We start from the raw sequence: 25,720 nt of genomic DNA, 5'->3' as shown, positions 1-25,720 counted from the left end.
TAGGCGCCCACGGGGTGGCCGGGGGCTACGGCACCACCGTCACCGGCCACCGCCCCGCCTTCACCAGCCGCACCGCGACGGACCCCACGATCCGGTGGCCGGCCTGCTCGGAGGCGCCCACCACCACCGCGTCCGCCCTGAGCTGGTCCGCCGCCCTCACGAGACCGCCGTAGGGGTCGCCGTGGAAGGTGTGGAACTCCCAGCGCACGTCGAATATCCCCCGGGTGCGCTCGGTGGCCTCCCGGATCTGCGCGACCAGGTCCCGGGCGATCTCGTCGGTCGTCTCCGCGACCGGCACCCCGAGCGCCGCGCCCGCCGCCAGCACCGGCTGCACGTACACCACGGCGAGCAGCGCGTGCTGCCGGCGGGCCAGGCCACCGGCGTAGGCCGCGGCCCGTAGTGAGGGTTCGGAGCCGTCCACCCCGACGAGGATGACCTTGGGCCCGTCCGTGCCCCGCTCGAACTGGTGCGCGGGCTGCTGCGAGTGCTGTTCCGTCACGGCCAGAGGCTATCGGAAGCCGCAGGTCCGGCCGGTGCGCGGGCCGCTCGACGGGCGGTCCTGGCCCGGTGTTCCTACAGTCGGAACATGAGTGCCACCGTGGAGACCGCCACGGCCGAGGGCATCCCGGGCCCGGCACGGCGGCCCGCCGGCCGCTTCCTCGGCCGGGTGCCCGAAGGCTTCGCGACCTTCTTCGGCGCCCTCGGCCTGCTCTGCGTCCTGCTGGCCCTGGTCCCGCCGCTGCGCCGCCTGCTGCGCCCGGTCGTCCGCTTCCTTGACCTGCTGATCGTCCCGGTCAGCGCCAACCTCGCCTACGCCGTCTTCCTCTTCCTGCTGGCCGCGGCCACCGCCGCCCGCAAGAAGGTCGCCTGGTGGCTGGTCGTCGTCTACCTCGGCCTGCTCGTCCTCACCGACATCCTCGGCGTGGCCGTCGGCCTGTACGCGCAGTCCGTCCCGTCCCTGGTGGTGTGCGCGCTCGCGCTGGCCCTCCTGGTCGTCGCCCGCGGCGAGTTCTACGCCGCCTCCCGCCGCGCGGCGGTCCGGCGGGCGCTCGCCGTCCTGCTCGCCGGGCTGGTCCTGGCGATCCTCGCGGGCTGGGGCCTGGTGGAACTGTTCCCGGGGACGCTGCCGCAGAGCCAGCGTCCGGGATGGGCCGCCAACCGGGTCCTCGGCGGGCTGGTCTCCCCCCGCTCCTTCGACGGCCGGCCGCCCCGCCCCCTCTTCTTCCTCCTCGGCCTCTTCGGCGCCCTCGCCCTCCTGAACGCCGCCGCCACCCTCTTCCGCTCCCAGCGGATGGAAGCGGCCCTGCACGGCGACGAGGAATCCCGCATCCGGGCCCTGCTCAAGGCCTACGGGGACCAGGACTCCCTCGGCTACTTCGCCACCCGGCGCGACAAGGCCGTCGTCTTCTCACCCAGCGGCAAGGCCGCCGTCACCTACCGCGTCGAGGCCGGTGTCTGCCTCGCCAGCGGCGACCCCGTCGGCGACCGCGAGGCCTGGCCGCACGCCATCGCCGCCTGGCTGGACGCCGCCCGCCTGCACGCCTGGGCGCCCGCGGTCATGGGCGCCTCCGAGGACGGCGCGAAGGCCTTCGCCCGTGCCGGACTCGGCGCCCTCCAGCTCGGCGACGAGGCGATCCTGCCGGTCGCCTCCTTCGACCTCGGCGGCCGCGAGATGCGGGTCACCCGGCAGGCCGTGAACCGGGTGCGGCGCACCGGCGCCGGCTGCCGCGTCCGCCGCCACTCCACCCTCACCGACCAGGAGATGGAGGAGGTCCTCGGCCGCGCCGACGCCTGGCGCGACACCGAGACCGAACGCGGCTTCTCCATGGCCCTGGACCGCCTCGGCGACCCCGCCGACGGCGACTGCCTCCTCGTGGAGGCACTGGACGACGACGGCCGCCTCCTCGCCCTGCTCTCCTTCGTCCCCTGGGGCCGGGACGGCATCTCCCTGGACCTCATGCGCCGAGACCGCTCCGCCCCCAACGGCGTCATGGAGTTCATGGTCGCCGACCTGTGCGCCGCCGCCCCGAAGCTCGGCGTGCGCCGGATCTCCCTCAACTTCGCCGTCTTCCGTTCCGCCTTCGAGGAGGGCGCCCGCATCGGCGCCGGACCGGTCCTGCGGCTGTGGCGCCGGCTGCTGCTGTTCTTCTCCAAGTGGTGGCAACTGGAGGCCCTGTACCGCTCCAACGCCAAGTACCACCCCGAGTGGTACCCGCGCTTCCTCTGCTACGCCGACGCCGGCTCCCTCGCCCGGGTCGGCCTCGCCTCCGGCATCGCCGAGGGCTTCGTCTCCGTACCCTCGCTGCGCAAGCTCTGGGGCAAGAGGAGCTCCAAGGGCGGGCCCCGCCCCGCCACCACCGAGGGCCTGCCGCCGTTGGCGGCGCTCGGCCTCGACGGAGGGGACGAGGCCGGGGACGCAGGTCCGGACGCGGGCCTGCCCGAGCAGGTCCGTGTCCGGCACCGCAAGCTCGACCGGCTGCGCGCCGAGGGCATCGACCCCTACCCGGTCGGCGTCCCGCTCCGCACCCACACCCTCGCCCGGATCCGTACGGGGGAGACGGTCACCGTCGCCGGCCGGATCATGCGGGTACGCGACTTCGGCGGCATCGTCTTCGTGACGCTGCGCGACTGGTCGGGCGACCACCAACTCGCCCTCACCCACGAAGCCCTCGGCTCCTTCAGGTCCGACACCGACCTCGGCGACCACCTCGTCCTCACGGGCACGGCCGGGACGAGCGACACCGGCGAGCCCACCGTCTTCGTCACCTCCTGGCAGCTCACCGCCAAGTGTCTGCGGCCCCTGCCCGACAAGCGCCGCGGCCTCACCGACCCCGAGGCCAAGGTCCGCATGCGCTGTCTCGACCTGGTCGCGAGCCCCGCCGCCCGCGATGTCGTCCGCGCCCGCTCCCACGCCGTACAGGCGCTGCGCCAGGGCCTGTTGGAGCGCGGCTACCTCGAGGTCGAGACCCCGATGCTCCAGCGGATCCACGGCGGCGCCAACGCCCGCCCCTTCACCACCCACATCAACGCCTACGACCTCGACCTCTATCTGCGCATCGCCCCCGAGCTGTACCTCAAGCGGCTCTGCGTCGGCGGCCTGGAGAAGGTCTTCGAGATGGGCCGCACCTTCCGCAACGAGGGCGTCTCCTACAAGCACAACCCCGAGTTCACGATGCTGGAGGCCTACCAGGCGTACGCCGACTACGACGTGATGCTCGACCTGGTCCGTGAGCTGATCCAGGGCGCGGCCACGGCCGCCTTCGGCTCACCGGTCGCCCGCAAGGACGGGCGGGAGCACGACATCTCGGGGGAGTGGCCGGTCCGGACGGTCCACGGCGCGATCTCCGAGGCGCTCGGCGAGCAGATCGACGCCGACACCACGCTGACGGTCCTGAAGCGGCACTGCGACCGCGCCAAAGTCCCGTACACACCGGACGACGGCCGGGGCGACGTCGTCCTGGAGATGTACGAACGCCTGGTCGAGGAGCGGACCCAACTCCCGACCTTCTACAAGGACTTCCCCACCGACGTCTCCCCGCTCACCCGGCAGCACCGCACCGACCCGCGGCTCGCCGAACGCTGGGACCTCGTCGCCTTCGGCACCGAACTCGGCACCGCCTATTCGGAGTTGACCGACCCGGTCGAACAACGCCGACGCCTCACCGAACAGTCCCTGCTCGCCGCCGGCGGAGACCCCGAGGCGATGGAACTCGACGAGGACTTCCTCGACGCCCTCGAGTACGCGATGCCTCCGACCGGCGGCCTCGGCATCGGCGTCGACCGCCTGGTCATGTTCCTCACCGGCCTCACGATCCGCGAGACCCTGCCGTTCCCGCTGGTACGACACCGCTGATCCGGACCTCTTCAACTGTTCGGACCGACCGTGACTGCGCCGGGCGGGTGGAATCGTGCCGCCGGTCCGGTGTCGGTGTGGTGGGTCGGGGCCCGGCCGGGCGACTGATGACTGCATGAAGAAGGATCAGTTGTTCACGCGCCGCCGGGCGTTGATCGCCGGCGCCACCGCCGTCGGAGCGGTCGGCACGGCCGGAGTGTTCCTGTGGGGCGAGGACGGCAAGCCGGTCCGGGCCGCCGCCCCCGCCGCGGGCGCCCCGGCGCAGAGCCTGCCGCTGAAGCCCTCCGCCTACCGCCTGCAGCCGCTGACCGGCTACGGCCCCCCGCGCACCGCCCCCCGCCGCACCCCGGTGCGCCACGAACCGCTGCTGAAGATGACCGGCCGCGGCCGCACCATGGTGCTGACCTTCGACGACGGACCCGACCCCCGCTACACCCCGGGCATCCTCGACACGCTGGCCCACTACGACGTGCGCGCGATGTTCTTCGTGTGCGGGGAGATGGCCGCCCTCAACCAGGACCTGCTGGGACGGATGGCCGACGAGGGCCACGTCGTGGGCAACCACACCTGGTCCCACCCCCTGCTGACCGGCCTCACCCGCCGTCAGATCCGCTCCGAGATGTCCCGCACCAGCGACGTCATCGAAGAGGGCTGCGGTGAGCGGCCCCGCTGGTTCCGCGCCCCCTACGGCGCCTGGAACCGTGCCGCCTTCCAGCTCGGCGCCGAACTGGGCATGGAGCCGCTCGCCTGGACGGTCGACACCCTCGACTGGACCGCCCCCGGCGAGGGCACCATCGTCGAGCGGGTCGAGAAGGGCGCCGCCCCCGGCGTCGTGGTGCTCTCGCACGACGCCGGGGGCGACCGCTCGCAGAGCGTGCGGGCACTGCGCGCATATCTGCCGCAACTGCTGGACTCCGGCTACCACATCACCGTCCCGCGACGGCGGTACACCTGAGGTGAGCCCTTCGCCCGCCCGGCCGGGAACCGCTCAGCGGACCTCGGCCAGGCGGGCGAAGGCGACGACGTTCCCGTCGTATCCGCTCGCCTTGGAGAAACCGCCGCCACAGGTGATGACCCGCAATTCGGGGGAGCCCTTGGAGGCGTAGACACGGTCGCCGGGGAAGTTGTTCTTCTCGAAGACCTCGATGCCGTAGATCTCGAAGACCGCCGTCTTTCCGTCCCCCCGCGACACCTCGACGCGATTTCCCTTCTTCAGGGCCCCGAGACCATAGAAGACGGCCGGTCCCAGCTTGTTGTCGACATGGCCGACGACGACCGCGGTCCCCTTTTCGCCTGGCGAGACGCCACCGGTGAACCAGCCGGCCAGATTCGGGTCCTCCGGCGGCGGCGCGCCGACCCAGCCGTCCGCGTCCAGGCCGACCGACGTGACCGGCGCGTCCACCCGGATGGCGGGGATCCGGACCCGGTCCGGCACGGCGTAGGGCAGCGGTGCCGGGGCCCGGCCGAAGGCGCCGGCGGTGCGGCCGTCCGCGGCCGCCGCCGACGCGGGCTGCGGCGGGCCGATGTCGAACTCTCCCGACCCGTTCCGGATGAGCGCGAGACCGGTCAGCAGAACAAGCGCTATCACGCCCCATGGGGCGCGCTTCCGCCGCCGCTCCTCTTCTTCCGCCACCTCGGACAGCTCGTACGCAGACATTCGCCATCCCCTTTCGACGCGGCCGTCACCGCGTCCCTTCGCGCATACGAGAACGCTAAGTCCCCGGGCGGGAACCGGCGACGGGGCAGCAGCGAACGGGTGGCTCCTACGCCTTTCGGTGCGCCATCCGAGTTGCCGACGGAAGGAATTTTCTGACGGTCCGTGACCTGCGGCAATATCCGATTGTGTGCATTTCGTTCGGCGTGTCCTCTCACCAGGACGGACCATTCCCGAAATGCGGGCGCGTGCACGGCATCTGAGGGTCATTTCGGGAGGTGCCTACTCGCCGACATGCCGGGGACGGGCCCCGGGGCGCCTTCCGCGGAGGATCACATGCGCATCACTCGTGTTCTGGCGGTCTCGGCGGCCTCGGTCGCCGCGGTCGCCTCTCTCGGCGTCACCGCCCCGGCCGCCGTCGCGCGCGACGGCATGGGCGCCAACCCGAGCAACATCGTGGCCCTGCCCGCCGTCATCGCCCGCGGTGGCCAGATGACGGTCACCGTCGACGGCTGCCCCGGCGGCGGAACCATGACCTCGGCGGCGTTCCCCCAGGCCAACCTGACGCCGATCAACGGCGCCAACCAGACCGCCAAGGGGACGGCCACCATCAACGAAAACGCCCGGCCCGGCACCTACGACATCACCGTCAACTGCTCCGGCCGGACCCTGACCCGCCCGGCCGCCTTCACCGTCATCGGCGGTGTCCGCGGCGGTATCGGCGGCAGCACCACCACCGGCGCCACCCCGACCGACATGGCGATCGGCGGCGGTCTCGTCGCAGCGGCCCTGGTCGGGGGTGGTCTGTTCTGGATGCGCCGCCGCGCCGAGCGCCGCGTCTGAGGTCCGCCCCGAAGGGGACCGCACGTCGCACGTGACGCGGGCCTTCGTCCCGGTCCCGCCGGGATCCGGGGCGAAGGCCCGCGCACGGCGGAGTTGTCGGCGGTGTGCCGTCAGCCGCCGTCCCCGCCGGCGCGGCGTCGCGAGAAGTAGTACGCGGCGCCGACCGAGCCCACGATGAGCGCGGCGCCCAGCCCGATCTCCTCGAGGTCGAACCCGGCGACGGTGCCGCCCTCACCGGCCTGCACGCCCCGCGGGACCGGATAGGGCACCGGTGTGGGGTCGACCGGACGGCCGCCGGCGATCGTCAACTCCGTGACGGCGCTGATGCCGCCACAGGCGAACGTCACCCGGTACGAGGCACCCGCCCTGGCGTCCCGGTCGACCCTGGCCACCGCGGAGGAGGACCCCCTGGGGATGACGACCGCGTCGAACACGCCCGAGGAGACCGTCACGGAGCTTCGGCAGCCACTGGCGTTGCGGTCCACCTGAAGACTGACCTGTCCGCCCGCCGCGATCGTCGAGGGCAGCACGCTGTAGCCGTTGGACATGACGTAGTGGTCGTCGTCGTCGCTCGCGACGGCGGCGGCGGGTGCGGAGAGGGCCAGGGCGGTGACGCCCAGCAGTGCGGCCGAAGCGACGCGTATCGCGTGCATGGTGGATCCTCCGGTCCCCGAGGAGCAGCGGCGGACCTTTTTCCGCTCGCGCCATAAATGCACCTCGATGACCGAAACGCTAGGAACATGTGTGCGCTCCCGCGCGCGCAGTCGCGCGAATGGGGCAAGCGTGTGGGCCGCTCAGGGGATGCCGTTCCCGCAACCGGGGGACGGTGACGGCGTGGCGGCCGTCCCCCGTCGCGGGAGCGTGCGGTGAGCGGACGTCAGCCCTTGACGCCGGGGAACAGATGGAGGAACGGTTCCGCCGACGCGGTGACGCCCCGGCTGTAGGGCGCGTCGAAGTCCCAGATGAGGAAGAGCAGGAACGCGATCAGCGCGGAGAACAGCCCGGCCAGCACCAGTTCGCGGGGTGTGCGCCGGATCTGCAGCGCGAAGACCATGCCGATGGTGATGCCGGCCCCCGCCAGCAGTCCGAACCACACCACGCCCGGCATGGTCGCCCCGGTCGACTCGGCCCGGGCGTTGCGCGCCTGGTCCGCGGCGGCCATCTGGTCGAGCAGCGGCTGGTAGGCCTGCGCCTGGAAGTCGGACGCCGGCACGTAGTCGGTGACGTCCACCCGGACCCGCTGGAGGAGTTCGTCGCCGCGCTTCGTCACCTCGCCGTCTTCGGCCATCGACTTCCACTCGGTGGTGACGACGTGTCCGACATAGGCGTTGACATCCTCCCGAATACGGTCACGGGCGTCGGCCGGGTAGACGCGTACCCGCTCCGAGATCTCGTGGAGCGCCTGCGCCTCCGCCTGGACGTGGTCCTGGGCGACACTGCGCGCCTCCCAGACGCCGGCGATGGCCAGGCCCAGGACGATGGCGTACACCACGCCGATCCACATCGTCATGTACTCGATGACGTCCGGGGTCTCGGAGGGGTCCTCGTCCTCGGGCGCCCTGCGGTGCCGTAGGAGGGTGATGACGACCACCACCGCGCAGGCGGCGAGCATCGCGAGGGTGAGAACAAGCCATTCCGGCAAGAGATGCCTCCAGGGTCGGCACTAGCGCGGCCGCAGCGCGGCGACGGCGATCACCGCGGGCACGGTGACGAGCAGGACGTAGGTGACCGGCGACTGGCCACGGCGTACCGGTCGCTGCCGCGGCGAGGCGTGGTACGCCGGGTAGCTCACCGGGGTCGCGGACGGGCGTGGCGTGGGCGTCGGCTTCGGCTCGGGGGCGGGAGCCGGTGGGGGCGGCGGGGGTGTGGGGGCCGGCCGCGGGAGCGGTGCCGCGGGGCGGGGCGGCGCGGGCGCCGGTGGCGGCTTCGGGCGCGGCTCCGGCGCGTGCGGCCTGGGCTCGGGAGGCGGTGGCGGGGGCTTCGGGGGCGGGGTGGGGGCCGGGGTGGGTGTGGGGGTCGGCGTCGGCTTGGGCGGGGGCTTCGGCTTCGGCGGGGTGGGGGTCGGGGTGGGCGTCGGCGTCGGTTCCGGGCACACCGGGGGAGTCGGCCACGAGTGACTCCCCGCGACCGCCACCGCCTCGGTGCCGTCCGGGCCGGTCGAGGCGTACGCGCACGCGTCGGCCGCGGCCACCCCGGCCGGGACGGCCGCGAGGATCCAGGCCGCGGTCACCAGGGCCAGAGTCCGGGTGAGAAGGGCGGATCGGGTCGGTTCGGGTCCATGCACGACGGAGATCATGCGGCGTCTCGTACCGGCTCACGCCCACGCCCGGTGGGGATTGCCCCGAACGGGGGAAGTTCACGTCCACAGGTTTGCCGGGCGGTGCGTTCGCGCATGCGGGAGGCCGTGCGCATGTGCGATCCGGCGGCCCCGTCGCGGCCGGTGTCACAGGTCGCGAAAAGAATTTTGTGCCGTGTTTGAACACAACGACCGTCACCATGCGTATTCAGTGCCGTGCGGCGGCGCAGCAGGGCGCTGCAACACCTTGTGACGATCGGGGAGTTGTTGAGGATGAAGACCACCTGGCGGAGCGCCTCACTTGCGGCGAGTGCTGTGGCCGTGCTGGCGCTGACGACGGCGTGCGGTTCTGAGAGCGGCACGTCGTCGAGCCAGAACGTCGGGGCCACGGCTCCGGCCGGTGGCATCGCGGGCGTCGGCGTGGGCACGGGCGTCGGCAGTGGCGTCGGCTCCGGTGCGAGCGCCAGTGCGACCGGAGGGGCCGCCGCGCAGGGCGCCGGCGAACTGGCCATCACCGCGAACGGCGAACTCGGCAAGATCCTTACCGACGGCGGCGGCAAGACCCTCTACCGCTTCGACGCGGACACCGCCGAACCCCCGAAGTCGAACTGTGACGGCGACTGCGCGACCGCCTGGCCGCCGGTCTCCGCCGATGACATCTCCGCCGGCGACGGCATCGACAAGTCGCTGCTGGGCGAGGTCACCCGCACCGACGGCACCAAGCAGCTGACCGTTGCCGGCTGGCCCGCGTACTACTACGCCAAGGACGCCAAGGCCGGTGACACCACCGGTCAGGGCGTGGGCAACAAGTGGTTCGCGCTCACCCCCGAGGGCAAGAAGGCCAAGTCCGGCTCGTCCTCCGAGTCCGGCACCGAGCTGGCCGGGCTGTCCGTCCGCAAGGACGCCAACCTCGGCGAGATCGTCGTCGACAAGAACGGCATGACGGTCTACCGCTTCCTGAAGGACAAGGCCTGGCCCGAGCCGGTGTCGAACTGCAACGGCGCCTGCCTCGAGAAGTGGCCGGCCGTCGCGCCGGTCGCGTTCAACGAGACCGAGGGCATCCAGGAGAAGGGCTACATGAACTTCACCCGGTCCGACGGCACCAAGCAGCAGACGATCAACTGCTCGCCGATCTACACCTTCTCCGGTGACAAGTCGCCCGGCGACATCAACGGCCAGGGCGTGGGCGGCACGTGGTACGCCGTCGCGCCGAACGGAAAGCTGGTCGGAGCGCCGGCGCAGTAGAGGTCACCTCCCCAGGGCTGATCCCACAGCTGCCCCATCGCGCACGACCGTTGGTCCGCCCCCTCCGCGCCGCACGGAGGGGGCGGGCCGTTGTGCGTTGTGCTTGTCCGTTCCGCCGGTCCGCCGTGCTTGTCCGGGTGCCGCTTCCTGTGCGTAGACTTTCGCCGCCCCGCGGACCGCTCCGGAACCCTCCGGAACGACCCGGGAACCTCAAGTAGCCCGTCGGGGGACGTCGATTCGGCACGTGCCGCAGGCAGTGACCGGGAACGGACGGTCAATTTCCGTTTCCACTCGCCCCTTTGGCGGGCGATCAGTAGCCTCAGCTCGAACACCGGATCGCCTACGCCTTGGAGAGATAGATGGAGCGACCCGCATGGGCCCCTCGGAGCATCGACATCTCGGTGCCGAGCGTCTCGCGGATCTACGACCACTACCTGGGCGGCTCGCACAACTTCGAGGTCGACCGGGAAGCAGCCCGCAAGGCCATGGAGTTCCTGCCGGGGCTTCCGAAGATCAGCCAGGCGAACCGGGCGTTCATGCGCCGCGCCGTGCGGTACGCGGCCGACGAGGGCGTCACCCAGTTCCTCGACATCGGCTCCGGCATCCCCACCTTCGGCAATGTGCACGAGGTCGCCCAGGCGGTGAGTCCCGGGGCGCGCGTGGTCTACGTCGACCACGACCCGGTGGCCGTCGCGCACAGCCAGGCGGTGCTGGCCGGCAACGCCGACGCGGATGTCGTGGCCGCCGATCTGCGCAAGCCGCAGGAGATCCTGCGCAGCCCGCAGGTGGCGCAACTGATCGACCTGGACCGGCCGGTGGCGCTGCTGCTCGTCGCCGTACTGCACTTCGTGGAGGACGCGGACGACCCGTTCGCGGCGGTGAAAGAGCTCACCGCCGCGCTCGCGCCCGGCAGTCTGCTCCTGCTCACCCATGCCTCGTACGAGGGAATCCCACTGCCACCGGAGCGGGCCGGGGGCGCCGTGGACGTGTACAAGGACATCCGCAACCCGCTGATCATGCGCTCGCGTGACGAGATCGCGCGGTTCTTCGAGGGGTACGACATGGTGGAACCCGGACTGGTGCCGATGCCGCACTGGCGGCCGGACACGGCGCCGGAGGACGAGGACCCATGGGCCCTCTCCGGTTTCGCCGGCGTGGGGCGTACGGCGTGACCGCCGAGCCGGACGGGCCGGAGGACAGACTGAGGCGGTTCGCGACGATCTGGAGCCGGGCCGTGTTCCCGGTGACCTCGACGTCGCTGACCCGGCCCGAACTGGAGGAAGAACTCCTGCCGCTGGCCCGGCGGTTGCGCGGGGCGCTGCTGGAGCGAGCTTTCGACGCCGACACGGGAAAGGCGGTCGGCGCCGCCCTCGTCGACGCGCACTGCACCGACCCCGAGGCACTCAGCCGCTCCCTCGACTGCGTCGACGCCTATCTGGTGCTCTACTGCGGCGAGAACGGGCTCCAGGAGGATCTGCGCGCCCGTTCCGCCAGGCTCCAGCACGCCATGGCGGCCGGTTACGCACAGGCCCTGCGCGAGCGCACGCTCGCCGAACAGGAAGCCATCGCCCAGGCCGCGTTGCGGGCCCAGGGCGTGGTCGCGCTGGCGCTGCACGCGAGCGAGGCCCGCTTCCGCGCCGTCTTCGAGGGCGCCGCGATAGGAATCGGCATCGCCGACCTGGAAGGCAACGTCCTCCAGGTCAACGGGGCGTTGCTGCGCATGTTCGGCGGCTCGGAGCAGACCCTGCGCGGCCGCAAGGTCCAGGACCTGACCCATCCCGAGGACGCGCCCCAGACCTGGAGACTGTACGACGAGCTGGTCCGCGGCGAACGCGAGCACTACCACACGGAGAAGGCGTTCAGCCGCCCCGACGGAACTGCCCTGTGGACCAATCTGACGGTCTCCCTGCTGCGCGACGCGGACGGCGCCCCGCAGTACTCGCTGGCCCTGATGGAAGACACCACCGAGCGCCGGCTGCTCAACCTCCGGCTGCGCTACGAGGCCACCCACGACGCGCTCACCGGCCTGCCCAACCGCACCCTGTTCTTCGAACGCCTGGAGAAGGCGCTCGGCGCCGGCGAGGGGCAGCGCTTCGGGCTGTGCTATCTCGACCTGGACGGCTTCAAGACCATCAACGACAGTCTCGGGCACGCGGCCGGCGACCGGCTGCTCGTCGAGGTCGCCGACCGGCTCCAGTCCTGCGCGACCGCGCCCGGTGAGATGGTCGCGCGCCTCGGCGGCGACGAGTTCGTCGCGCTGACCACCGGCCCCGACACCCGCGGTGAGGTCGACGAACTGGCCGCGCGCATCATGAACGCCCTGATCGCGCCGGTGGGCATCGACGGCCGGGATCTGACCGTGCGCGGCAGCATCGGCATCGTCGAGGGCCCGGCGGGGGAGCGCAGCGCGGCGGAGGTGCTGCGCAGCGCCGACATCACCATGTACCGGGCCAAGTCGGCGGGTGGCAACCGCTTCGAGCTCGCCGACCCGGAGGCCGACGCCCGCGCGATCACCCGCCACAGCCTGACCACCGCGCTGCCGGCGGCCCTCGACCGCGGCGAGTTCTTCATCGAGTACCAGCCGCTCGTCCACCTCGGCGACGGCAGTGTGCGCGGCGCGGAGGCCCTGGTGCGCTGGCTGCATCCGCAGCACGGGGTGCTCGGCCCCGACCAGTTCATCCCGCTCGCCGAGCACACCGGGCTGATCGTGCCGCTGGGCCGCTGGGTCCTGGAGGAGTCGGTCCGTCAGGCCGGCGAGTGGCGGGAGCGGGGCGGCGACACGGATCTCCTCCGGATCAACGTCAACCTCTCCCCGTGCCAGCTCACCCATCCCGGTCTGGTGCAGGACACCGTCGACATCCTGGAACGCGCGGGGGTCGCACCGGAGGCCCTGTGCCTGGAGGTGACCGAGTCGGCGCTGATCGGCGCCGACGACGACCTGCTCAAGCCGCTGCGCCGGCTCGCCGAGATGGGCGTCGACATCGCCCTGGACGACTTCGGCACCGGCTACTCCAACCTGGCCAACCTCCGGCGTCTCCCGGTGAGCGTGCTCAAGCTGGACCGCTCCTTCACCCAGGGCATGCAGCAGTTCCCGGCGGACCCCGTCGACCTCAAGATCGTCGAGGGGATCGTCTCGCTCGCCCACAGCCTGGACCTCGCGGTCACGGTGGAGGGCGTGGAGACCGGCGCGCAGGCCGAGCAACTGCGGATACTGGGCTGCGACACGGCCCAGGGCTGGTACTACGCCCGCCCGGGCCCGCCGGACCGGCTCCACGAGCTGGCCCTGGTGGACGCCACCGGGTGAGCGGACAACCCGGTTGCGGGAGTGCGGGGGTCACCCACGAGGATGGCCGGGTGACCCACGAGGACGACGACGTGCACCGCGCCGCGGACGACGGCCTGTACCGCGACGCGAACGACGCCGCGAACGACGGCGTGGGCGGCTGCGTGGACGAGGGCGTGGGCGAGGCGATCGCCGGGGAGCTGGCCCTGATGGACCCGGCCGTGCGTGCCTCCCGGGACCTCTTCGAGCGGCTGCTCGACCCCGAGTTCGTCGAGGTCGGCTCCTCGGGCCGCCGCTACGCGTACGAGGACATGCTGGCCTGGCTGCCCGAGCACCAGGGCAGCTCGCGGAGCGGCCCCCGCTACCGGCCGTCGGCGATCGAGGGCGTCCTCCTGGCGCCCGGTCTGGTCCACCTCACCTACGAGACGGACTTCGACGGCCGGCATGCCCGGCGCAGCTCACTGTGGCGCAAGCGCAGCGAGGAGACGGGCTGGCGGATGTACTACCACCAGGGGACCCCGGTGCCGCCCGAGGCCGCGTAGCGTCAGCCCGCCTCGCGCTCGCGTTCGCGGGCTTCCTCGGCCACGGAGACGGCGGCCCGCACCAGCGCCGCCGCGGCCTGTGAGCGGGACTGCTGCGGCCACGCGATGGCCAGGACGGCAGGAGGCGCGTCCAGGACCGGGCGGTAGACCACGCCCGGCCGGGGGTAGCGGTCGGCGACGGACGCGGGCAGCAGGGCGACGACCTCGCCGAGGCCCACCAGCGTGAGGAGCTGGGCGAGGTCCTGGCCCCTGCCGCGTACCTCGTCGATGTAGCGGTGCGCCTCGTCCGGGCGCAGGCCCAGGTCGGCGAGGCGCAACGCGGCCCGGGCGGCGAGCGGATGGCTCACGGCGAGGGCGGCGACGCGCGGCTCGGCGGCCAGGTCCTCCGTGTCCAGGCCGGTGCGGTCGTACGGCTCGTAGACCAGGGCCACATCGGCCTCGCCCCGGCACAGCAGCCGGGACTGCTCGTGCCAGGCGCACAGCCGGACGGCGACCGGCACCGCCGCGGGATCGGACGCGTACCGGGCGAGGATCCCCTCCAGCAGCCCGGCGTCCCCGTCGGCCTTCACCGCAAGCGCCAGCTTCGGCTCGGGGGCCGCGGCCCGCCGGGCCCGTCGCCCCGCGGCCTCCAGCGCGGCGAGCGCGAACCGGGCCTCCACCAGCAGGACTTCGCCCGCCGGGGTCAGCGACACGCTGTGCGTGGTCCGCTCGAACAGGACCGCCCCCAGCTCCGTCTCCAGCTGTCGGATCGCCCGGGACAGTGGCGGCGGCGAGATGCCCAGCCGGCCGGCGGCGCGGGCGAAGTTGAGCTCCTCGGCGACGGCGACGAAGTAGCGCAGCGGGCGGGACTCCATGGGCGGCCCTCCGATCGGTATTGCTCTGAGGGTAACAACCGCGAGCCGATCGATCCTTCAGTTCCGACGCGCGGGGCAGCAGGCTCGACGCATACCGACCACCGCGAGCTCTGGAGCAGTTCATGATCGTCGTCACCACTCCGACCGGCCAGATCGGCCGCGAGGTCCTGGCCCGTGTGCTCGACGCCGGCAACGGCGTGTCACCGGTCCGGGTGATCGTCCGCGACCCCGCCCGGCTCTCGCCGCAGACCCGCGAACGCGTCGAGGTCGTCCAGGGGTCCCACGCCGACCCCGCCGTCCTGAAGGAGGCGTGCGAGGGCGCCGGCCGGATCTTCTGGCTGGTGCCCCCGACGCCCGGGGCGGACAGCGTCGAGGGCCACTTCCGTGCCTTCACCGATCCGCTGTGCGAGCTGATCGAGGGCCAGGGCGTCGAGCGGGTGGTGGCCGTCTCGACCCTCGGCCGGGGCGTCGCCGAGAACGCCGGGCAGATCTCGGCTTCCCTGGCCATGGACGAGGCGATCGCCGCCACGGGCGTGCACTACCGGGCGCTGTGTCCGCCGTCGCTGATGGAGAACCTGCTCCGCCAGACGGCCTCGATCCGCGCCGAGGGTGTGTGGTCGGAGGCGCTCGCGCAGGATCGCGTGGTGCGCACCTGCGCCGTCCGGGACGTCGCCGCCGAGGCGGCCCGGCTGCTCCTGGACGACTCCTGGACCGGATACGCGGACGTTCCGCTGGTGGGCCCCGACGCCTTCAGCCCCGAGGGCATGGCCCGGGTCGTCTCCGAGGTGCTGGACCGGCCCGTACGGGTCCGGCAGATCACCGTCGCCGACCTGAGGGCGAGGCTGACGGGCTTCGGCGCCACGGAGGCCTGGGCACGGGGTGTGGCCGACATGATGCACGCCCAGAACACCCAGGGCTTCTACGGCGCCACCCAGCCCAGCACCCCGGACACCGCGCCCACGAGCTTCCGCCAGTGGTGCGAGGAGGTACTGAAGCCGGCCGTCCACGGCTGACAACGCCCGCCGCCGCACCCCGCGGGCCTGCCACACCGGCGTCGGCCCGTGGGCCTCGCCTCGCAGGAGTGGCCGCTCGGCACTCCCGCCCCGCCGACGGCGCCGCCCCGGGCAGGCGACGCCTCGCCGGCACCGGCTCGTGAGTATCGCCTGGCGGGATTGGCGTCGGGTGTGGGTGCTGGTCAGCGTTCCAGCAGCATGCGCTGGAGTTCTCGGGCCGCCCGGGGCGGGGCCACATCGCTGCGGTGTGCGAGGGCGATCGCGCGGTGCAGGCCGGGCCGGGTGAGCGGGGTGACCCGCAGCCCCCGGCCCGCCCGGGCGGCCACCATCCGGGGGACGACGGCCACCCCCAGCCCGGCCCGCACGAAGCCGAGCACCGCGTCCATCTCCCCGCCCTCCACCGCGAAGTCCGGCTCGAACCCCTCCGCCCGGCATGCGGCCACGGTCAGTTCCCGCAGGTCGTAGCCGTGCCGGAACATCACCAGACGCTCGCCCTCCAGGTCGGCGATCCGCACGGTCCGCCGCCCGTTCCCCGGCCGGGAGGCCTCCGGGGAGGACACCACCACCAGGTCCTCGCGCAGCAGCTCCACCGTCGTCAGGGCCGGGGCCGGGGTCGGCAGGGGCAGGACGACCAGGGCGAGGTCGAGGGCGCCGCGGGCCAGCTCCCGGACGAGGTCGTGCGAGCCGCCCTCCTCGATCAGCAGCCGGATGCCGGGATAGCGGTCGTGGAAGGCGCGCAGCACGTCAGGCAGCAGACCCGTGCACAGACTCGGCGTCGCCCCGAGCCGCACCCGCCCGCTGCGCAGCTGCACCAGCTCCTGCACCTCGTACCGCGCGGTCTCCGTGTCCGCGAGGATCCGCCGCGCCAGCGGCAGCAGCGCCTCGCCCGCGTCGGTGAGCGTGATGTTGCCGCGCGCCCGCAGGAACAGATCCGCCCCCAACTCCCGCTCCAGCGCCTTGATCTGCTGCGACAGCGAAGGCTGCGCCACATGCACGAGCTCGGCGGCCCGGGTGAAGTGCCGGGTCTCGGCGACCGCCACGAAGTACTGGAGCTGCTGGAACTGCATGCCCCAAGACTAGCTCGGCGATAGTCGGAGCCTATGGAATCAAGGCCAACCATGTCTTGGACCGATGGGGTGGTCCGGCCCTAGCGTCTTGACCCATGGCTCTGGCAACGCGGACGGACCGACGGCCGTCCATGGCGCGCACCGTGTGGGACTCCTCCGTCGGCAAGAAGACGGTGATGGCCGTCAGCGGCATGATCATGCTGCTGTACCTGGTCGTCCACGTCATCGGCAATCTGAAGATCTTCTTCGGTGCGGAGGAGTTCGACCACTACGCCCACTGGCTGCGCACCGTCGGCGAACCGTTCATGCACTACGAGTGGACGCTCTGGCTCGTGCGCGTCGTGCTGGTCGTCGCGGTGGTCGCCCACGCCGTCTCCGCCTACCAGCTCAGCCGCCGCGACATCAAGGCGCGGCCCAGCAAGTACGTGCACAAGAAGGCGCGGGCGAGCTACGCCACCCGCACCATGCGCTGGGGCGGCATCATCCTGGCCCTGTTCATCGTGTGGCACATCCTGGACCTGACCACCGGCACCGTGCACAGCGGCGGCTTCCAGGCGGGCCACCCGTACCAGAACGTCGTGGACACCTTCTCCACCTGGTACGGCAACGTCATCTACATCGTCGCGATGCTCGCCGTCGGCCTGCACGTCCGGCACGGCTTCTGGAGCGCCGCCCAGACCCTCGGCGTCGGCAGCCGCACCCGCGACCGCGCCCTCAAGACCGTCGCCGACGTCCTCGCGCTGCTGCTCACGGCCGGCTTCCTCGCCGTACCCGTGGGCGTCATGACCGGAGTGGTGAGCTGAACATGACTGCCTTCTCCGCCTACGCGGACTACCGGACCGGTGAGCCGGTCGTCGACACCAAGGCCCCTTCCGGCCCCGTCGCCGAGCGCTGGGACAAGCGCCGTTTCGAGGCCAAGCTGGTCAACCCGGCCAACCGGCGCAAGCACACGGTCATCGTCGTGGGCACCGGCCTCGCGGGCGGCTCGGCCGGCGCCACCCTCGCCGAACAGGGCTACCACGTCGTCCAGTTCTGCTACCAGGACTCCCCGCGCCGGGCCCACTCCATCGCCGCGCAGGGCGGCATCAACGCGGCGAAGAACTACCGCAACGACGGCGACTCCATCCACCGGCTGTTCTACGACACCGTCAAGGGCGGCGACTTCCGGGCCCGGGAGTCCAACGTGCACCGGCTGGCGCAGATCTCGGTCGAGATCATCGACCAGTGCGTGGCCCAGGGCGTGCCCTTCGCGCGGGAGTACGGCGGGCTGCTCGACACGCGTTCCTTCGGCGGCGTACAGGTCTCGCGGACCTTCTACGCCCGCGGCCAGACGGGCCAGCAGCTCCTGCTGGGCGCCTACCAGGCCCTCAGCAGGCAGATCGCCGCCGGCAACATCGAGATGCACCCGCGCACCGAGATGCTCGACCTGATCGTCGTGGACGGCCGGGCCCGCGGGATCGTGGCGCGCGACCTGATCACCGGCAGGATCGACACCTACTTCGCGGACGCCGTCGTCCTGGCGAGCGGCGGCTACGGAAACGTCTTCTACCTGTCGACCAACGCCATGAACTCCAACGCCACCGCGATCTGGCGGGCACACCGGCGAGGCGCGTACTTCGCCAACCCCTGCTTCACGCAGATCCACCCGACCTGCATCCCGCGCACCGGCGACCACCAGTCGAAGCTGACGCTGATGAGCGAGTCGCTGCGCAACGACGGCCGGATCTGGGTGCCGAAGGCCAAGGGCGACGACCGTCCGCCGAACCGGATCCCCGAGGAGGAGCGCGACTACTACCTGGAGCGCATCTACCCCTCCTTCGGCAACCTGGTCCCACGGGACATCGCCTCCCGCGCCGCCAAGAACGTCTGCGACGAGGGCAGGGGAGTCGGCCCCGGGGGACAGGGCGTCTACCTGGACTTCGCCGACGCCGTCCGGCGGATGGGCCGGGCGGCGGTCGAGGAGAAGTACGGCAACCTCTTCGAGATGTACGCCCGGATCACCGCCGAGGACCCGTACACCGTGCCGATGCGGATCTACCCGGCCGTGCACTACACGATGGGCGGCCTGTGGGTCGACTACGACCTCCAGACCACCGTTCCCGGCCTGTTCGCGATCGGCGAGGCCAACTTCTCCGACCACGGGGCCAACCGCCTCGGCGCCTCCGCGCTGATGCAGGGGCTGGCCGACGGCTACTTCGTGCTCCCGGCCACCATCAACGACTACCTCGCCCGCAACCCGCACCAGGGCGAGGTGACCCTCGAACACCCGGTCGTCCAGGAGGTGTTGGCGGAGACCCAGGACCGCCTCAACCTGCTGCTCTCGGTCGACGGCGACCGCACCCCGGACTCCTTCCACCGCGAGGTCGGCGAACTCATGTGGGAGTTCTGCGGCATGGCCCGCACGGACGCCGGTCTGCGCAAGGCCCTCGAGCGCATCCCGCAGATCCGTGAGGAGTTCTGGCGGCGCATCAAGGTGCCCGGCACCGGCGAGGAGTTCAACCAGTCCCTGGAGAAGGCCAACCGCGTGGTCGACTACCTGGAGCTCGCCGAGCTGATGTGCCTCGACGCGCTGCACCGTGCCGAGTCCTGCGGCGGCCACTTCCGCGAGGAGTCGCAGACCCCGGACGGTGAGGCGGCCCGGCGCGACGACGCGTTCGCCTACGCGGCCGCCTGGGAGTTCACCGGGACGGGCGAGGCCCCGGCCCTGCACCGGGAAGACCTGGTCTTCGAGTACGTCCATCCCACCCAGCGGAGCTACGCATGAGGCTCAACCTGCGCGTCTGGCGCCAGAAGAACGCGGACGCCGACGGCGCCATGTCCACGTACGAGGTGGACGGCATCTCACCCGACATGTCCTTCCTGGAGATGCTCGACACCCTCAACGAAGAGCTCATCCTGCGCGGCGACGACCCGGTCGCCTTCGACCACGACTGCCGCGAGGGCATCTGCGGCGCGTGCTCGCTCGTCATCAACGGCGACGCGCACGGGCCGGAGCGGACCACCACCTGTCAGCTGCACATGCGGTCCTTCCGGGACGGCGACACGATCGACGTCGAGCCGTGGCGGGCCGCGGCCTTCCCGGTCGTCAAGGACCTGGTGGTCGACCGGAGCGCCTTCGACCGGATCATCCAGGCCGGCGGGTACGTCACCGCCCCGACCGGCGCCGCCCCCGAGGCGCACGCGACGCCGGTGCCCAAGCCCGACGCCGACTTCGCCTTCGAGCACGCCGAGTGCATCGGCTGCGGGGCGTGCGTGGCCGCCTGCCCGAACGGCGCGGCGATGCTGTTCACCTCCGCCAAGGTCAACCACCTGAACGTGCTGCCGCAGGGCGCGCCCGAGCGGGAGACCCGGGTGCTGGACATGGTGGCGCAGATGGACGAGGAGGGGTTCGGCGGGTGCACGCTGGCGGGCGAGTGCGCGACCGCCTGCCCGAAGGGCATCCCGCTGGTGTCCATCACCGGTATGAACAAGGAGTGGCTGCGGGCCACGCGGAAGGTCGCGAAGCGGTAGCGCCGCAGGTCGGAGCGGTGTTCCGGGGCCGCGGGTCCGGTCGGGCAGGTCGCCTGGTTCCCCGCACCCCTGGGATCCCTGACGCCCGCTTCGAGAAGAGACGTTCGCCGACGAGGTGCGGACGGGCGGGGCCGGGAGTGGTGCTCATCCCCGGCCCCGTCTCGCGTCCGGCCCCGGGCGGAGCTTCTGGCATTCAGCAGCCGCACATCCACGGGCCCCGTGCCGGTCACGCCGAGGCCAGCCGGGCGCGGAAGAAAGCAGGTGCGCATCCCCGTGCACCGTCCCCATGCTTCTTCCGCCCCGCGCAGGAGACCTCCATGACCGCCATGCCCGTCGCACCCCCCGCCCTCGCCGTCCCGCCCGGCGGATCCGGCTATCTCGTGTCGCTCGCCCGCGACCAGGACGACGTCCGGGCCGCGCAGCGGCTGCGCCACCAGGTGTTCGCCGGGGAGCTGGGCGCCCGGCTCGACGGCCCGGAACCGGGCCTGGACACGGACGCCTTCGACGCGTACTGCGATCACCTTCTCATCCGGGACAACGCCACCGGTGAAGTGGTCGGCACCTACCGCCTGCTGCCGCCCGAGCGGGCCGCGGTCGCCGGAGGGCTCTACTCCGAGGGCGAGTTCGACCTCGGCCCGCTCGACGCGATCCGGCCCGGCCTGGTCGAGGTCGGCCGCTCGTGCGTGCACCCCGACCACCGCGACGGCGCCGTCATCGGGCTCATCTGGGCCGGGATAGCGCGCTACATGGTGGACCGCGGCCACGAGTGGCTGGCCGGCTGCTGCTCCATCCCGCTGGCGGACGGCGGCACCCTGGCGACGGCGACCTGGGACCGGGTGCGCGAGAAGCACCTCGCCCCGCCGCAGTACCGGGTACGGCCGCTGCGGCCCTGGACCCCGAACGGCACCGGCCCGGCCGCCCGCACCGAACTCCCGGCCCTGCTGCGCGGCTATCTCCGCCTCGGCGCCTGGGTGTGCGGGGAACCCGCCCACGACCCCGGCTTCGGTGTCGCAGACCTGTATGTGCTGCTGCCGATGAGCCGGGTCAACCCGCGCTACCTGCGGCACTTCCTCTCGCTCGTCCCGGCCTGATGAGCGTCTGGCTGCCCAGCGCGCCCTGTACCCCGCGGGCGTGCGTGGAGGCGACGGTGTCCCTCACGGCCGTCCCGCGGGCCGTGCTGCGGCTCACGGCGGTGGTCGTGCTGGTCCTGGTCGGGGTGGTGCTGGCGCCGGCGGGCGGGTGGTTCCCGTCCCGGGTGGTGCGGGGGTGGAGCCGGACAGTGGTGCGGGCGGCGGGGGTGCGGGTCCGGGTGACCGGCGCGGCCGCGCCCACCGGCACCGGGCTGCTGCTGGTCGCGAACCACATCTCCTGGCTGGACATCCCGCTGCTGGCCGGCGTCCGTCCGGCCCGGATGCTCGCCAAGGCCGAGATCCGCGGATGGCCGGTGGCGGGCGCGCTGGTGGCACGCGGCGGTGTCCTGTTCATCGACCGTGACCGGCTGCGGGCGCTGCCCGCGACGGTCGCCACGATCGCCGACTCGCTGCGCGCCGGCCGGGCGGTGGCGGTGTTCCCGGAGGGGAGCACCTGGTGCGGCCGCGCCCAGGGGCGCTTCCGGCGGGCGGTGTTCCAGGCCGCCCTGGACGCCCGGGTGCCGGTGCAGCCCGTACGCATCCGCTACCGGGACCGTGCGGGAGCGGCCGGCACCGTGGCCGCGTTCGTCGGCGACGACCCGCTGCTCGCCTCGTTGTGGCGGGTCGTGTCGGCGCGCGGCCTGGTGGCGGAGGTCGAGGTCCTGCCCGCGCTCGCGCCGGGCAGCCACCCCGACCGCAGGACGCTGGCCGCGGCCGCCGGCGCCCAGGTGCGGGGCGAGGCGCGGGAGCGGCAGCTCGTCACCCCGTTCGGCCGGCCCGACGGCCTTTCCGGGCCGGCCGGCCACCGCCTCGACGGTCGCCGCCGGGTGCCCCGGAAAGCCGGTGAGCGAGCCGGTGCGCAGGCACCCGCCGGACGAATTCCCGTTGAGCGAGGGGCTCTCGGGGCGTCTTGATGGGATCATGACGCATCCCGACCTCCGAGGGGAGCGTGCGCGTGAGCGGAAGCCCGGCCGGCCGGACGGCACTGGTGACGGGGGGCAGCGGTTTCGTGGCCGCCCATCTCGTCCAGCAGCTCCTGGAGCGCGGCTACCAGGTGCACACCACCGTGCGGGGTACGGCGGACGCGGCCAAGCGCCGGCCGCTGCACGTCCTGGGGGACGCCCACCCCGGCCGCCTCGACCTCTTCGAGGCGGATCTGCTGACGGAGGGCTCCTTCGACGAGGCCATGAAGGGCTGTGCGGTGGTCTTCCACGTGGCCTCGCCCTTCCTGATGCCGGAGAAGATCAAAAACGGCCGACGGGACGTGGTGGAACCGGCCCTGACGGGCACCCGCAACGTCGTGTCGTCGATCGAGCGCACCGAGTCCGTCGAGCGCCTCGTCCTCACGTCCACGGTGGGCGCGATCTTCGGCGACTACGCCGACGTACGGGAGATGGACGACCAGACCCTGTCGGAGAAGTACTTCAACACCACCAGCACCGTGGAGAACAACCCGTACCACTACGCCAAGACGGTGGCCGAGAAGGCCGCCTGGGAGGCGGAGGCCGCCCAGAACCGCTGGCGCATGGTCTCCGTCAACCCCGGTCTGATCCTCGGCCCCTCCCTCACCCCCGACTCGGACTCCGGCAGCCTCTTCCTCCTGGACGAGCTCTTCAAGGGCTACTTCTTCTACGGCGCCCCGGACTTCAGCTTCACCACGGCCGACGTCCGCGATGTCGCGGCGGCCCACATCGCGGCGGCGGAACACCCCGGGGCGCACGGCCGTTACATCGTCGCGGCGCGGGAGATGACCTCCTTCCACCAGATGTCGAGAGCCCTGCTGAAGCACCACCCGCGAAACCGGCGCCTCCCCCGGACGGCTCTCCCGCACTGGCCGGTGCGGATCCTCGGCCCCGCCTTCGGCCTCTCCCAGGAGTACATCCGCAATCACCTCGGCATCCGCTTCCGCGTCGACAACCGCAGAAGCACCGAGGAACTGGGCCTCACCTACCGTCCGATCGAGGAGACCCTGGTGGACCACCACCGGGCCTGGCGGGAGCAGCGAGGCTAGCGGCGCGTGCCCAGCACGCGGCGCAGATACGGCGCCGTCGCGCTCTCCTCGGCATCCGCCACCTCGTGCGGAGTCCCCGTCGCCACGATCCGTCCGCCCGCGTCGCCGCCGCCGGGCCCGAGGTCGATCACCCGGTCGGCGTCCGCCACCACGGACATGTCGTGCTCGACCACGATCACCGTGTGTCCGGCGTCGACCAGGCCGTGCAGCTGCCGCATGAGGACCTCGACGTCGGCCGGGTGCAGGCCGGCCGTCGGCTCGTCGAGGAGGTAGAGCGTGCGACCACGCCGGCCGCGCTGCAACTCGGCGGCCAGCTTGATGCGCTGGGCCTCACCGCCGGAGAGTTCCGTCGCCGGCTGGCCGAGGCGCAGATAGCCGAGGCCGACGTCGAGGAGGGTGGCCAGACTGCGCGAGACGGCCGGCACGTCGGCGAAGAAGGCCGCCGCCGACTCCACCGTCAGGTCCAGCACCTGCGCGATGTTCCGGTCCCGGTAGGTCACTTCGAGTGTGGCGGGGTTGTAGCGGGCCCCGCCGCAGTCCGGGCAGGGCGCGTACGTGCTGGGCAGGAAGAGGAGTTCGACACTCACGAAACCCTCGCCCTGACAGGTCTCGCAGCGCCCTCCGGCCACGTTGAAGGAGAACCGGCCGACGCCGTACTTCCTGGCCCGTGCCGCGTCCGTCGCCGCGAAGACCTTGCGGACCACGTCGAACAGGCCCGTGTACGTCGCCAGGTTCGAGCGCGGAGTGCGGCCGATCGGCTTCTGGTCGACCGCGACCAGCCGGCCCACGCCCGGCAGGTCCTCCGTGATCTCCCCGATGAGCGTGGACTTCCCCGAGCCGGAGACACCGGTCACCGCCGTGAACACGCCAAGACCGAACTCCGCGGTCACCCCGCGCAGGTTGTGCCGGGTCACCGGACCGACCGTCAACCGGCCGTGGGCGGTGCGGACTTCACGGGCGGGCGCCGGGGAGCGGCCGAACAGGAAGCGTGCCGTCGCCGACTCCGCGACCGACGCCAGCTCCGCGACCGGGCCGCTGTGCAGCACCCGCCCGCCGTGCTCGCCCGCCCGGGGGCCCACGTCCACCAGCCAGTCGGCGGCGCGCATCACGTCCAGCCGGTGTTCCACCACGAACACCGAGTTGCCCGCGGCCTTCAGCCGCTCCAGGACCGTGAGCAGCGCCTCCGTGTCCGCCGGGTGCAGTCCCGCCGACGGTTCGTCGAGCACGTACACCACGCCGAACAGCCCGGAGCGCAGCTGGGTCGCGATCCGCAGCCGTTGCAGTTCGCCCGCCGACAGGGTGGGGGTGGCGCGGTCCAGACCGAGATAGCCGAGTCCGAGTTCGAGGACGGGGGAGATCCGGGTCCTGAGGTCGTCGGTGAGGACGCGGGCCGTCTCGGACGTCCCCTCGAGGAGCTGGGCCAGTTCCGCCAGTGGCAGCGCGGCCAGTTCCGCGATCGTCCGGCCGGCGAAGGTCACCGCGAGGGACTCCGGCCGCAGTCGGCCGCCACCGCACGCCGGGCAGGGGGCGGCCGTAAGAAAGCGTTCCGCCCTGGCCCGCAGGGTCTGGCTCCTGGAGTCCGCGAAGGTCTTCATCACATAGCGGTGGGCGCTCATATAGGTGCCCTGGTAAGGGCGTTGGATGCGGTCCGCGTCCCGCACCGGGTGGACCGTCACCACCGGCTGCTCGTCCGTGAACAGGATCCACTCCCGCTCCCCGGCGGGCAGTTCGCGCCACGGGACGTCGACGTCGTGACCGAGCGTGTCGAGGATGTCCCGCAGGTTCTTGCCCTGCCAGGCGCCCGGCCAGGCGGCGATCGCGCCCTCGCGGACGGACAGCGACGGGTCCGGTACCAGCGACTCCTCGGTGGTGCGGTGGACCTCGCCGAGGCCGTGACACCCGGGGCAGGCCCCGGCCGCCGTGTTGGGGGAGAAGGCGTCCGAGTCGAGGCGCTCCGCGCCCGGCGGGTAGTCGCCCGCCCGGGAGAAGAGCATCCGCAGCGAGTTCGACAGGTTCGTGACCGTGCCCACCGACGAGCGGGAGGTGGGCGCCGAGCGGCGCTGCTGGAGCGAGACCGCCGGGGGCAGCCCGGTGATCTCACCGACCTTCGGCGCGCCGACCTGGTGGATCAGCCGGCGCGCGTACGGCGCGACCGACTCGAAGTAGCGGCGCTGGGCCTCCGCGTAGATGGTCCCGAACGCCAGCGACGACTTCCCGGAGCCGGACACCCCCGTGAACACGGCCACCACGTCGCGCGGGACGTCGACGTCCACGCCCTGGAGATTGTGCTCGCGGGCTCCCCGGACCCGGATGTACCCGTCCTTCGTGGACGGCTCGTCGCCGTGCGGCTCGGGTGGGCTCGGCATGGGGGAACTCCGTACGGGTCTTCGGCTGCGCGGCTGCTGCCGGACGGGACAAA

At 72.4% G+C, this 25,720-nt stretch carries 22 protein-coding genes; 14 read left to right on the top strand and 8 right to left on the bottom strand.

Going from position 1 to position 25,720, the window contains the following annotated elements; all coding sequences use genetic code 11:
* Nucleotides 1-25: 25 nt before the first annotated feature.
* Nucleotides 26-499: a universal stress protein gene (locus ACFWBD_RS01425; RefSeq protein ID WP_385660988.1), complete on the bottom strand. Its 474-nt coding sequence runs from the start codon at nt 497-499 to the stop codon at nt 26-28.
* 87 nt (nt 500-586) lie between these two features.
* On the opposite strand from ACFWBD_RS01425, the gene lysX reads away from it, so the two are divergent.
* Nucleotides 587-3,853, top strand: a complete 3,267-nt coding sequence (lysX, locus tag ACFWBD_RS01420; protein WP_385660985.1) for a bifunctional lysylphosphatidylglycerol synthetase/lysine--tRNA ligase LysX — start codon at nt 587-589, stop codon at nt 3,851-3,853.
* Nucleotides 3,854-3,968: 115 nt separating this feature from the next.
* Nucleotides 3,969-4,808, top strand: a complete 840-nt coding sequence (locus tag ACFWBD_RS01415; protein WP_385660982.1) for a polysaccharide deacetylase family protein — start codon at nt 3,969-3,971, stop codon at nt 4,806-4,808.
* Between the two features lie 33 nt (nt 4,809-4,841).
* On the opposite strand, the gene ACFWBD_RS01410 is transcribed toward ACFWBD_RS01415, so the two are convergent.
* Nucleotides 4,842-5,510 (bottom strand): class F sortase, encoded by a 669-nt coding sequence (locus ACFWBD_RS01410; RefSeq protein ID WP_385660980.1) that lies wholly within the window; start codon nt 5,508-5,510, stop codon nt 4,842-4,844.
* Between the two features lie 333 nt (nt 5,511-5,843).
* Here ACFWBD_RS01410 and ACFWBD_RS01405 point away from each other — a divergent pair, with 333 nt between their 5' ends.
* On the top strand, nt 5,844-6,350 hold the full coding sequence (locus ACFWBD_RS01405) for a hypothetical protein (protein ID WP_385660977.1): 507 nt from the start codon (nt 5,844-5,846) through the stop codon (nt 6,348-6,350).
* Nucleotides 6,351-6,460: 110 nt separating this feature from the next.
* Here ACFWBD_RS01405 and ACFWBD_RS01400 read toward each other — a convergent pair whose 3' ends face one another.
* The 3 genes from ACFWBD_RS01400 to ACFWBD_RS01390 all read right to left on the bottom strand — a co-directional run bounded on the left by ACFWBD_RS01400 (nt 6,461) and on the right by ACFWBD_RS01390 (nt 8,634).
* Nucleotides 6,461-7,003 (bottom strand): hypothetical protein, encoded by a 543-nt coding sequence (locus ACFWBD_RS01400; RefSeq protein WP_385660974.1) that lies wholly within the window; start codon nt 7,001-7,003, stop codon nt 6,461-6,463.
* A gap of 224 nt (nt 7,004-7,227) precedes the next feature.
* Nucleotides 7,228-7,992 carry a hypothetical protein gene (locus ACFWBD_RS01395; RefSeq protein ID WP_385660971.1) on the bottom strand — a complete coding sequence of 255 codons (765 nt, stop codon included), beginning with the start codon at nt 7,990-7,992 and terminating at the stop codon, nt 7,228-7,230.
* A gap of 21 nt (nt 7,993-8,013) precedes the next feature.
* Nucleotides 8,014-8,634: a hypothetical protein gene (locus ACFWBD_RS01390; protein WP_385660968.1), complete on the bottom strand. Its 621-nt coding sequence runs from the start codon at nt 8,632-8,634 to the stop codon at nt 8,014-8,016.
* 285 nt (nt 8,635-8,919) lie between these two features.
* Between ACFWBD_RS01390 and ACFWBD_RS01385 the strand changes: the two genes are divergently transcribed.
* The 4 genes from ACFWBD_RS01385 (at nt 8,920) to ACFWBD_RS01370 (ending at nt 13,716) form a co-directional block, all read left to right on the top strand.
* On the top strand, nt 8,920-9,891 hold the full coding sequence (locus tag ACFWBD_RS01385; protein WP_385660965.1) for an SCO0930 family lipoprotein: 972 nt from the start codon (nt 8,920-8,922) through the stop codon (nt 9,889-9,891).
* A 359-nt stretch (nt 9,892-10,250) separates the two neighbouring features.
* On the top strand, nt 10,251-11,063 hold the full coding sequence (locus tag ACFWBD_RS01380) for an SAM-dependent methyltransferase (RefSeq protein ID WP_385660962.1): 813 nt from the start codon (nt 10,251-10,253) through the stop codon (nt 11,061-11,063).
* On the top strand, nt 11,060-13,195 hold the full coding sequence (locus tag ACFWBD_RS01375; protein WP_385660959.1) for a putative bifunctional diguanylate cyclase/phosphodiesterase: 2,136 nt from the start codon (nt 11,060-11,062) through the stop codon (nt 13,193-13,195). Before ACFWBD_RS01380 ends, ACFWBD_RS01375 begins: the two co-directional genes overlap by 4 nt.
* A gap of 188 nt (nt 13,196-13,383) precedes the next feature.
* Nucleotides 13,384-13,716 carry a DUF4440 domain-containing protein gene (locus ACFWBD_RS01370; protein WP_385661500.1) on the top strand — a complete coding sequence of 111 codons (333 nt, stop codon included), beginning with the start codon at nt 13,384-13,386 and terminating at the stop codon, nt 13,714-13,716.
* Between the two features lie 2 nt (nt 13,717-13,718).
* Here ACFWBD_RS01370 and ACFWBD_RS01365 read toward each other — a convergent pair whose 3' ends face one another.
* A complete protein-coding gene (locus ACFWBD_RS01365; protein ID WP_385660956.1) occupies nt 13,719-14,570 on the bottom strand; it encodes a LysR family transcriptional regulator in 852 nt (283 codons plus the stop codon).
* A 122-nt stretch (nt 14,571-14,692) separates the two neighbouring features.
* Between ACFWBD_RS01365 and ACFWBD_RS01360 the strand changes: the two genes are divergently transcribed.
* On the top strand, nt 14,693-15,583 hold the full coding sequence (locus ACFWBD_RS01360; protein ID WP_385660953.1) for an NAD(P)H-binding protein: 891 nt from the start codon (nt 14,693-14,695) through the stop codon (nt 15,581-15,583).
* Between the two features lie 182 nt (nt 15,584-15,765).
* On the opposite strand, the gene ACFWBD_RS01355 is transcribed toward ACFWBD_RS01360, so the two are convergent.
* A complete protein-coding gene (locus ACFWBD_RS01355; protein ID WP_385660950.1) occupies nt 15,766-16,650 on the bottom strand; it encodes a LysR family transcriptional regulator in 885 nt (294 codons plus the stop codon).
* A 131-nt stretch (nt 16,651-16,781) separates the two neighbouring features.
* Here ACFWBD_RS01355 and ACFWBD_RS01350 point away from each other — a divergent pair, with 131 nt between their 5' ends.
* From ACFWBD_RS01350 to ACFWBD_RS01325, 6 genes are all read left to right on the top strand, one after another.
* Nucleotides 16,782-17,453, top strand: coding sequence for a succinate dehydrogenase (locus tag ACFWBD_RS01350; RefSeq protein WP_385661498.1), 672 nt, complete (start codon nt 16,782-16,784; stop codon nt 17,451-17,453).
* A gap of 2 nt (nt 17,454-17,455) precedes the next feature.
* Complete coding sequence (locus ACFWBD_RS01345; RefSeq protein ID WP_385660948.1) at nt 17,456-19,414, top strand: fumarate reductase/succinate dehydrogenase flavoprotein subunit; 1,959 nt, start codon at nt 17,456-17,458, stop codon at nt 19,412-19,414.
* Nucleotides 19,411-20,160 (top strand): succinate dehydrogenase/fumarate reductase iron-sulfur subunit, encoded by a 750-nt coding sequence (locus tag ACFWBD_RS01340; RefSeq protein WP_054241185.1) that lies wholly within the window; start codon nt 19,411-19,413, stop codon nt 20,158-20,160. Before ACFWBD_RS01345 ends, ACFWBD_RS01340 begins: the two co-directional genes overlap by 4 nt.
* A 317-nt stretch (nt 20,161-20,477) precedes the next feature.
* Nucleotides 20,478-21,251, top strand: coding sequence for a GNAT family N-acetyltransferase (locus ACFWBD_RS01335; RefSeq protein ID WP_385660946.1), 774 nt, complete (start codon nt 20,478-20,480; stop codon nt 21,249-21,251).
* Entirely contained in the window at nt 21,251-22,204 is a 954-nt protein-coding gene (locus ACFWBD_RS01330) for a lysophospholipid acyltransferase family protein (protein ID WP_385660944.1), read from the top strand. The genes ACFWBD_RS01335 and ACFWBD_RS01330 overlap by 1 nt, the downstream gene beginning before the upstream one ends.
* Before the next feature lie 41 nt (nt 22,205-22,245).
* Nucleotides 22,246-23,301: an NAD-dependent epimerase/dehydratase family protein gene (locus tag ACFWBD_RS01325; protein ID WP_385660941.1), complete on the top strand. Its 1,056-nt coding sequence runs from the start codon at nt 22,246-22,248 to the stop codon at nt 23,299-23,301.
* Here the strand turns inward: ACFWBD_RS01325 and ACFWBD_RS01320 are convergent.
* A complete protein-coding gene (locus ACFWBD_RS01320; RefSeq protein WP_385660938.1) occupies nt 23,298-25,667 on the bottom strand; it encodes an ATP-binding cassette domain-containing protein in 2,370 nt (789 codons plus the stop codon). The genes ACFWBD_RS01325 and ACFWBD_RS01320 overlap by 4 nt on opposite strands.
* Nucleotides 25,668-25,720 lie beyond the last annotated feature (53 nt).

Origin of the sequence: Streptomyces sp. NPDC060002, assembly GCF_042737245.1 — a bacterium.
In the GTDB taxonomy this organism is placed as follows: Bacteria; Actinomycetota; Actinomycetes; order Streptomycetales; family Streptomycetaceae; genus Streptomyces.
This window is presented reverse-complemented; position numbering and strand designations above follow the sequence as displayed.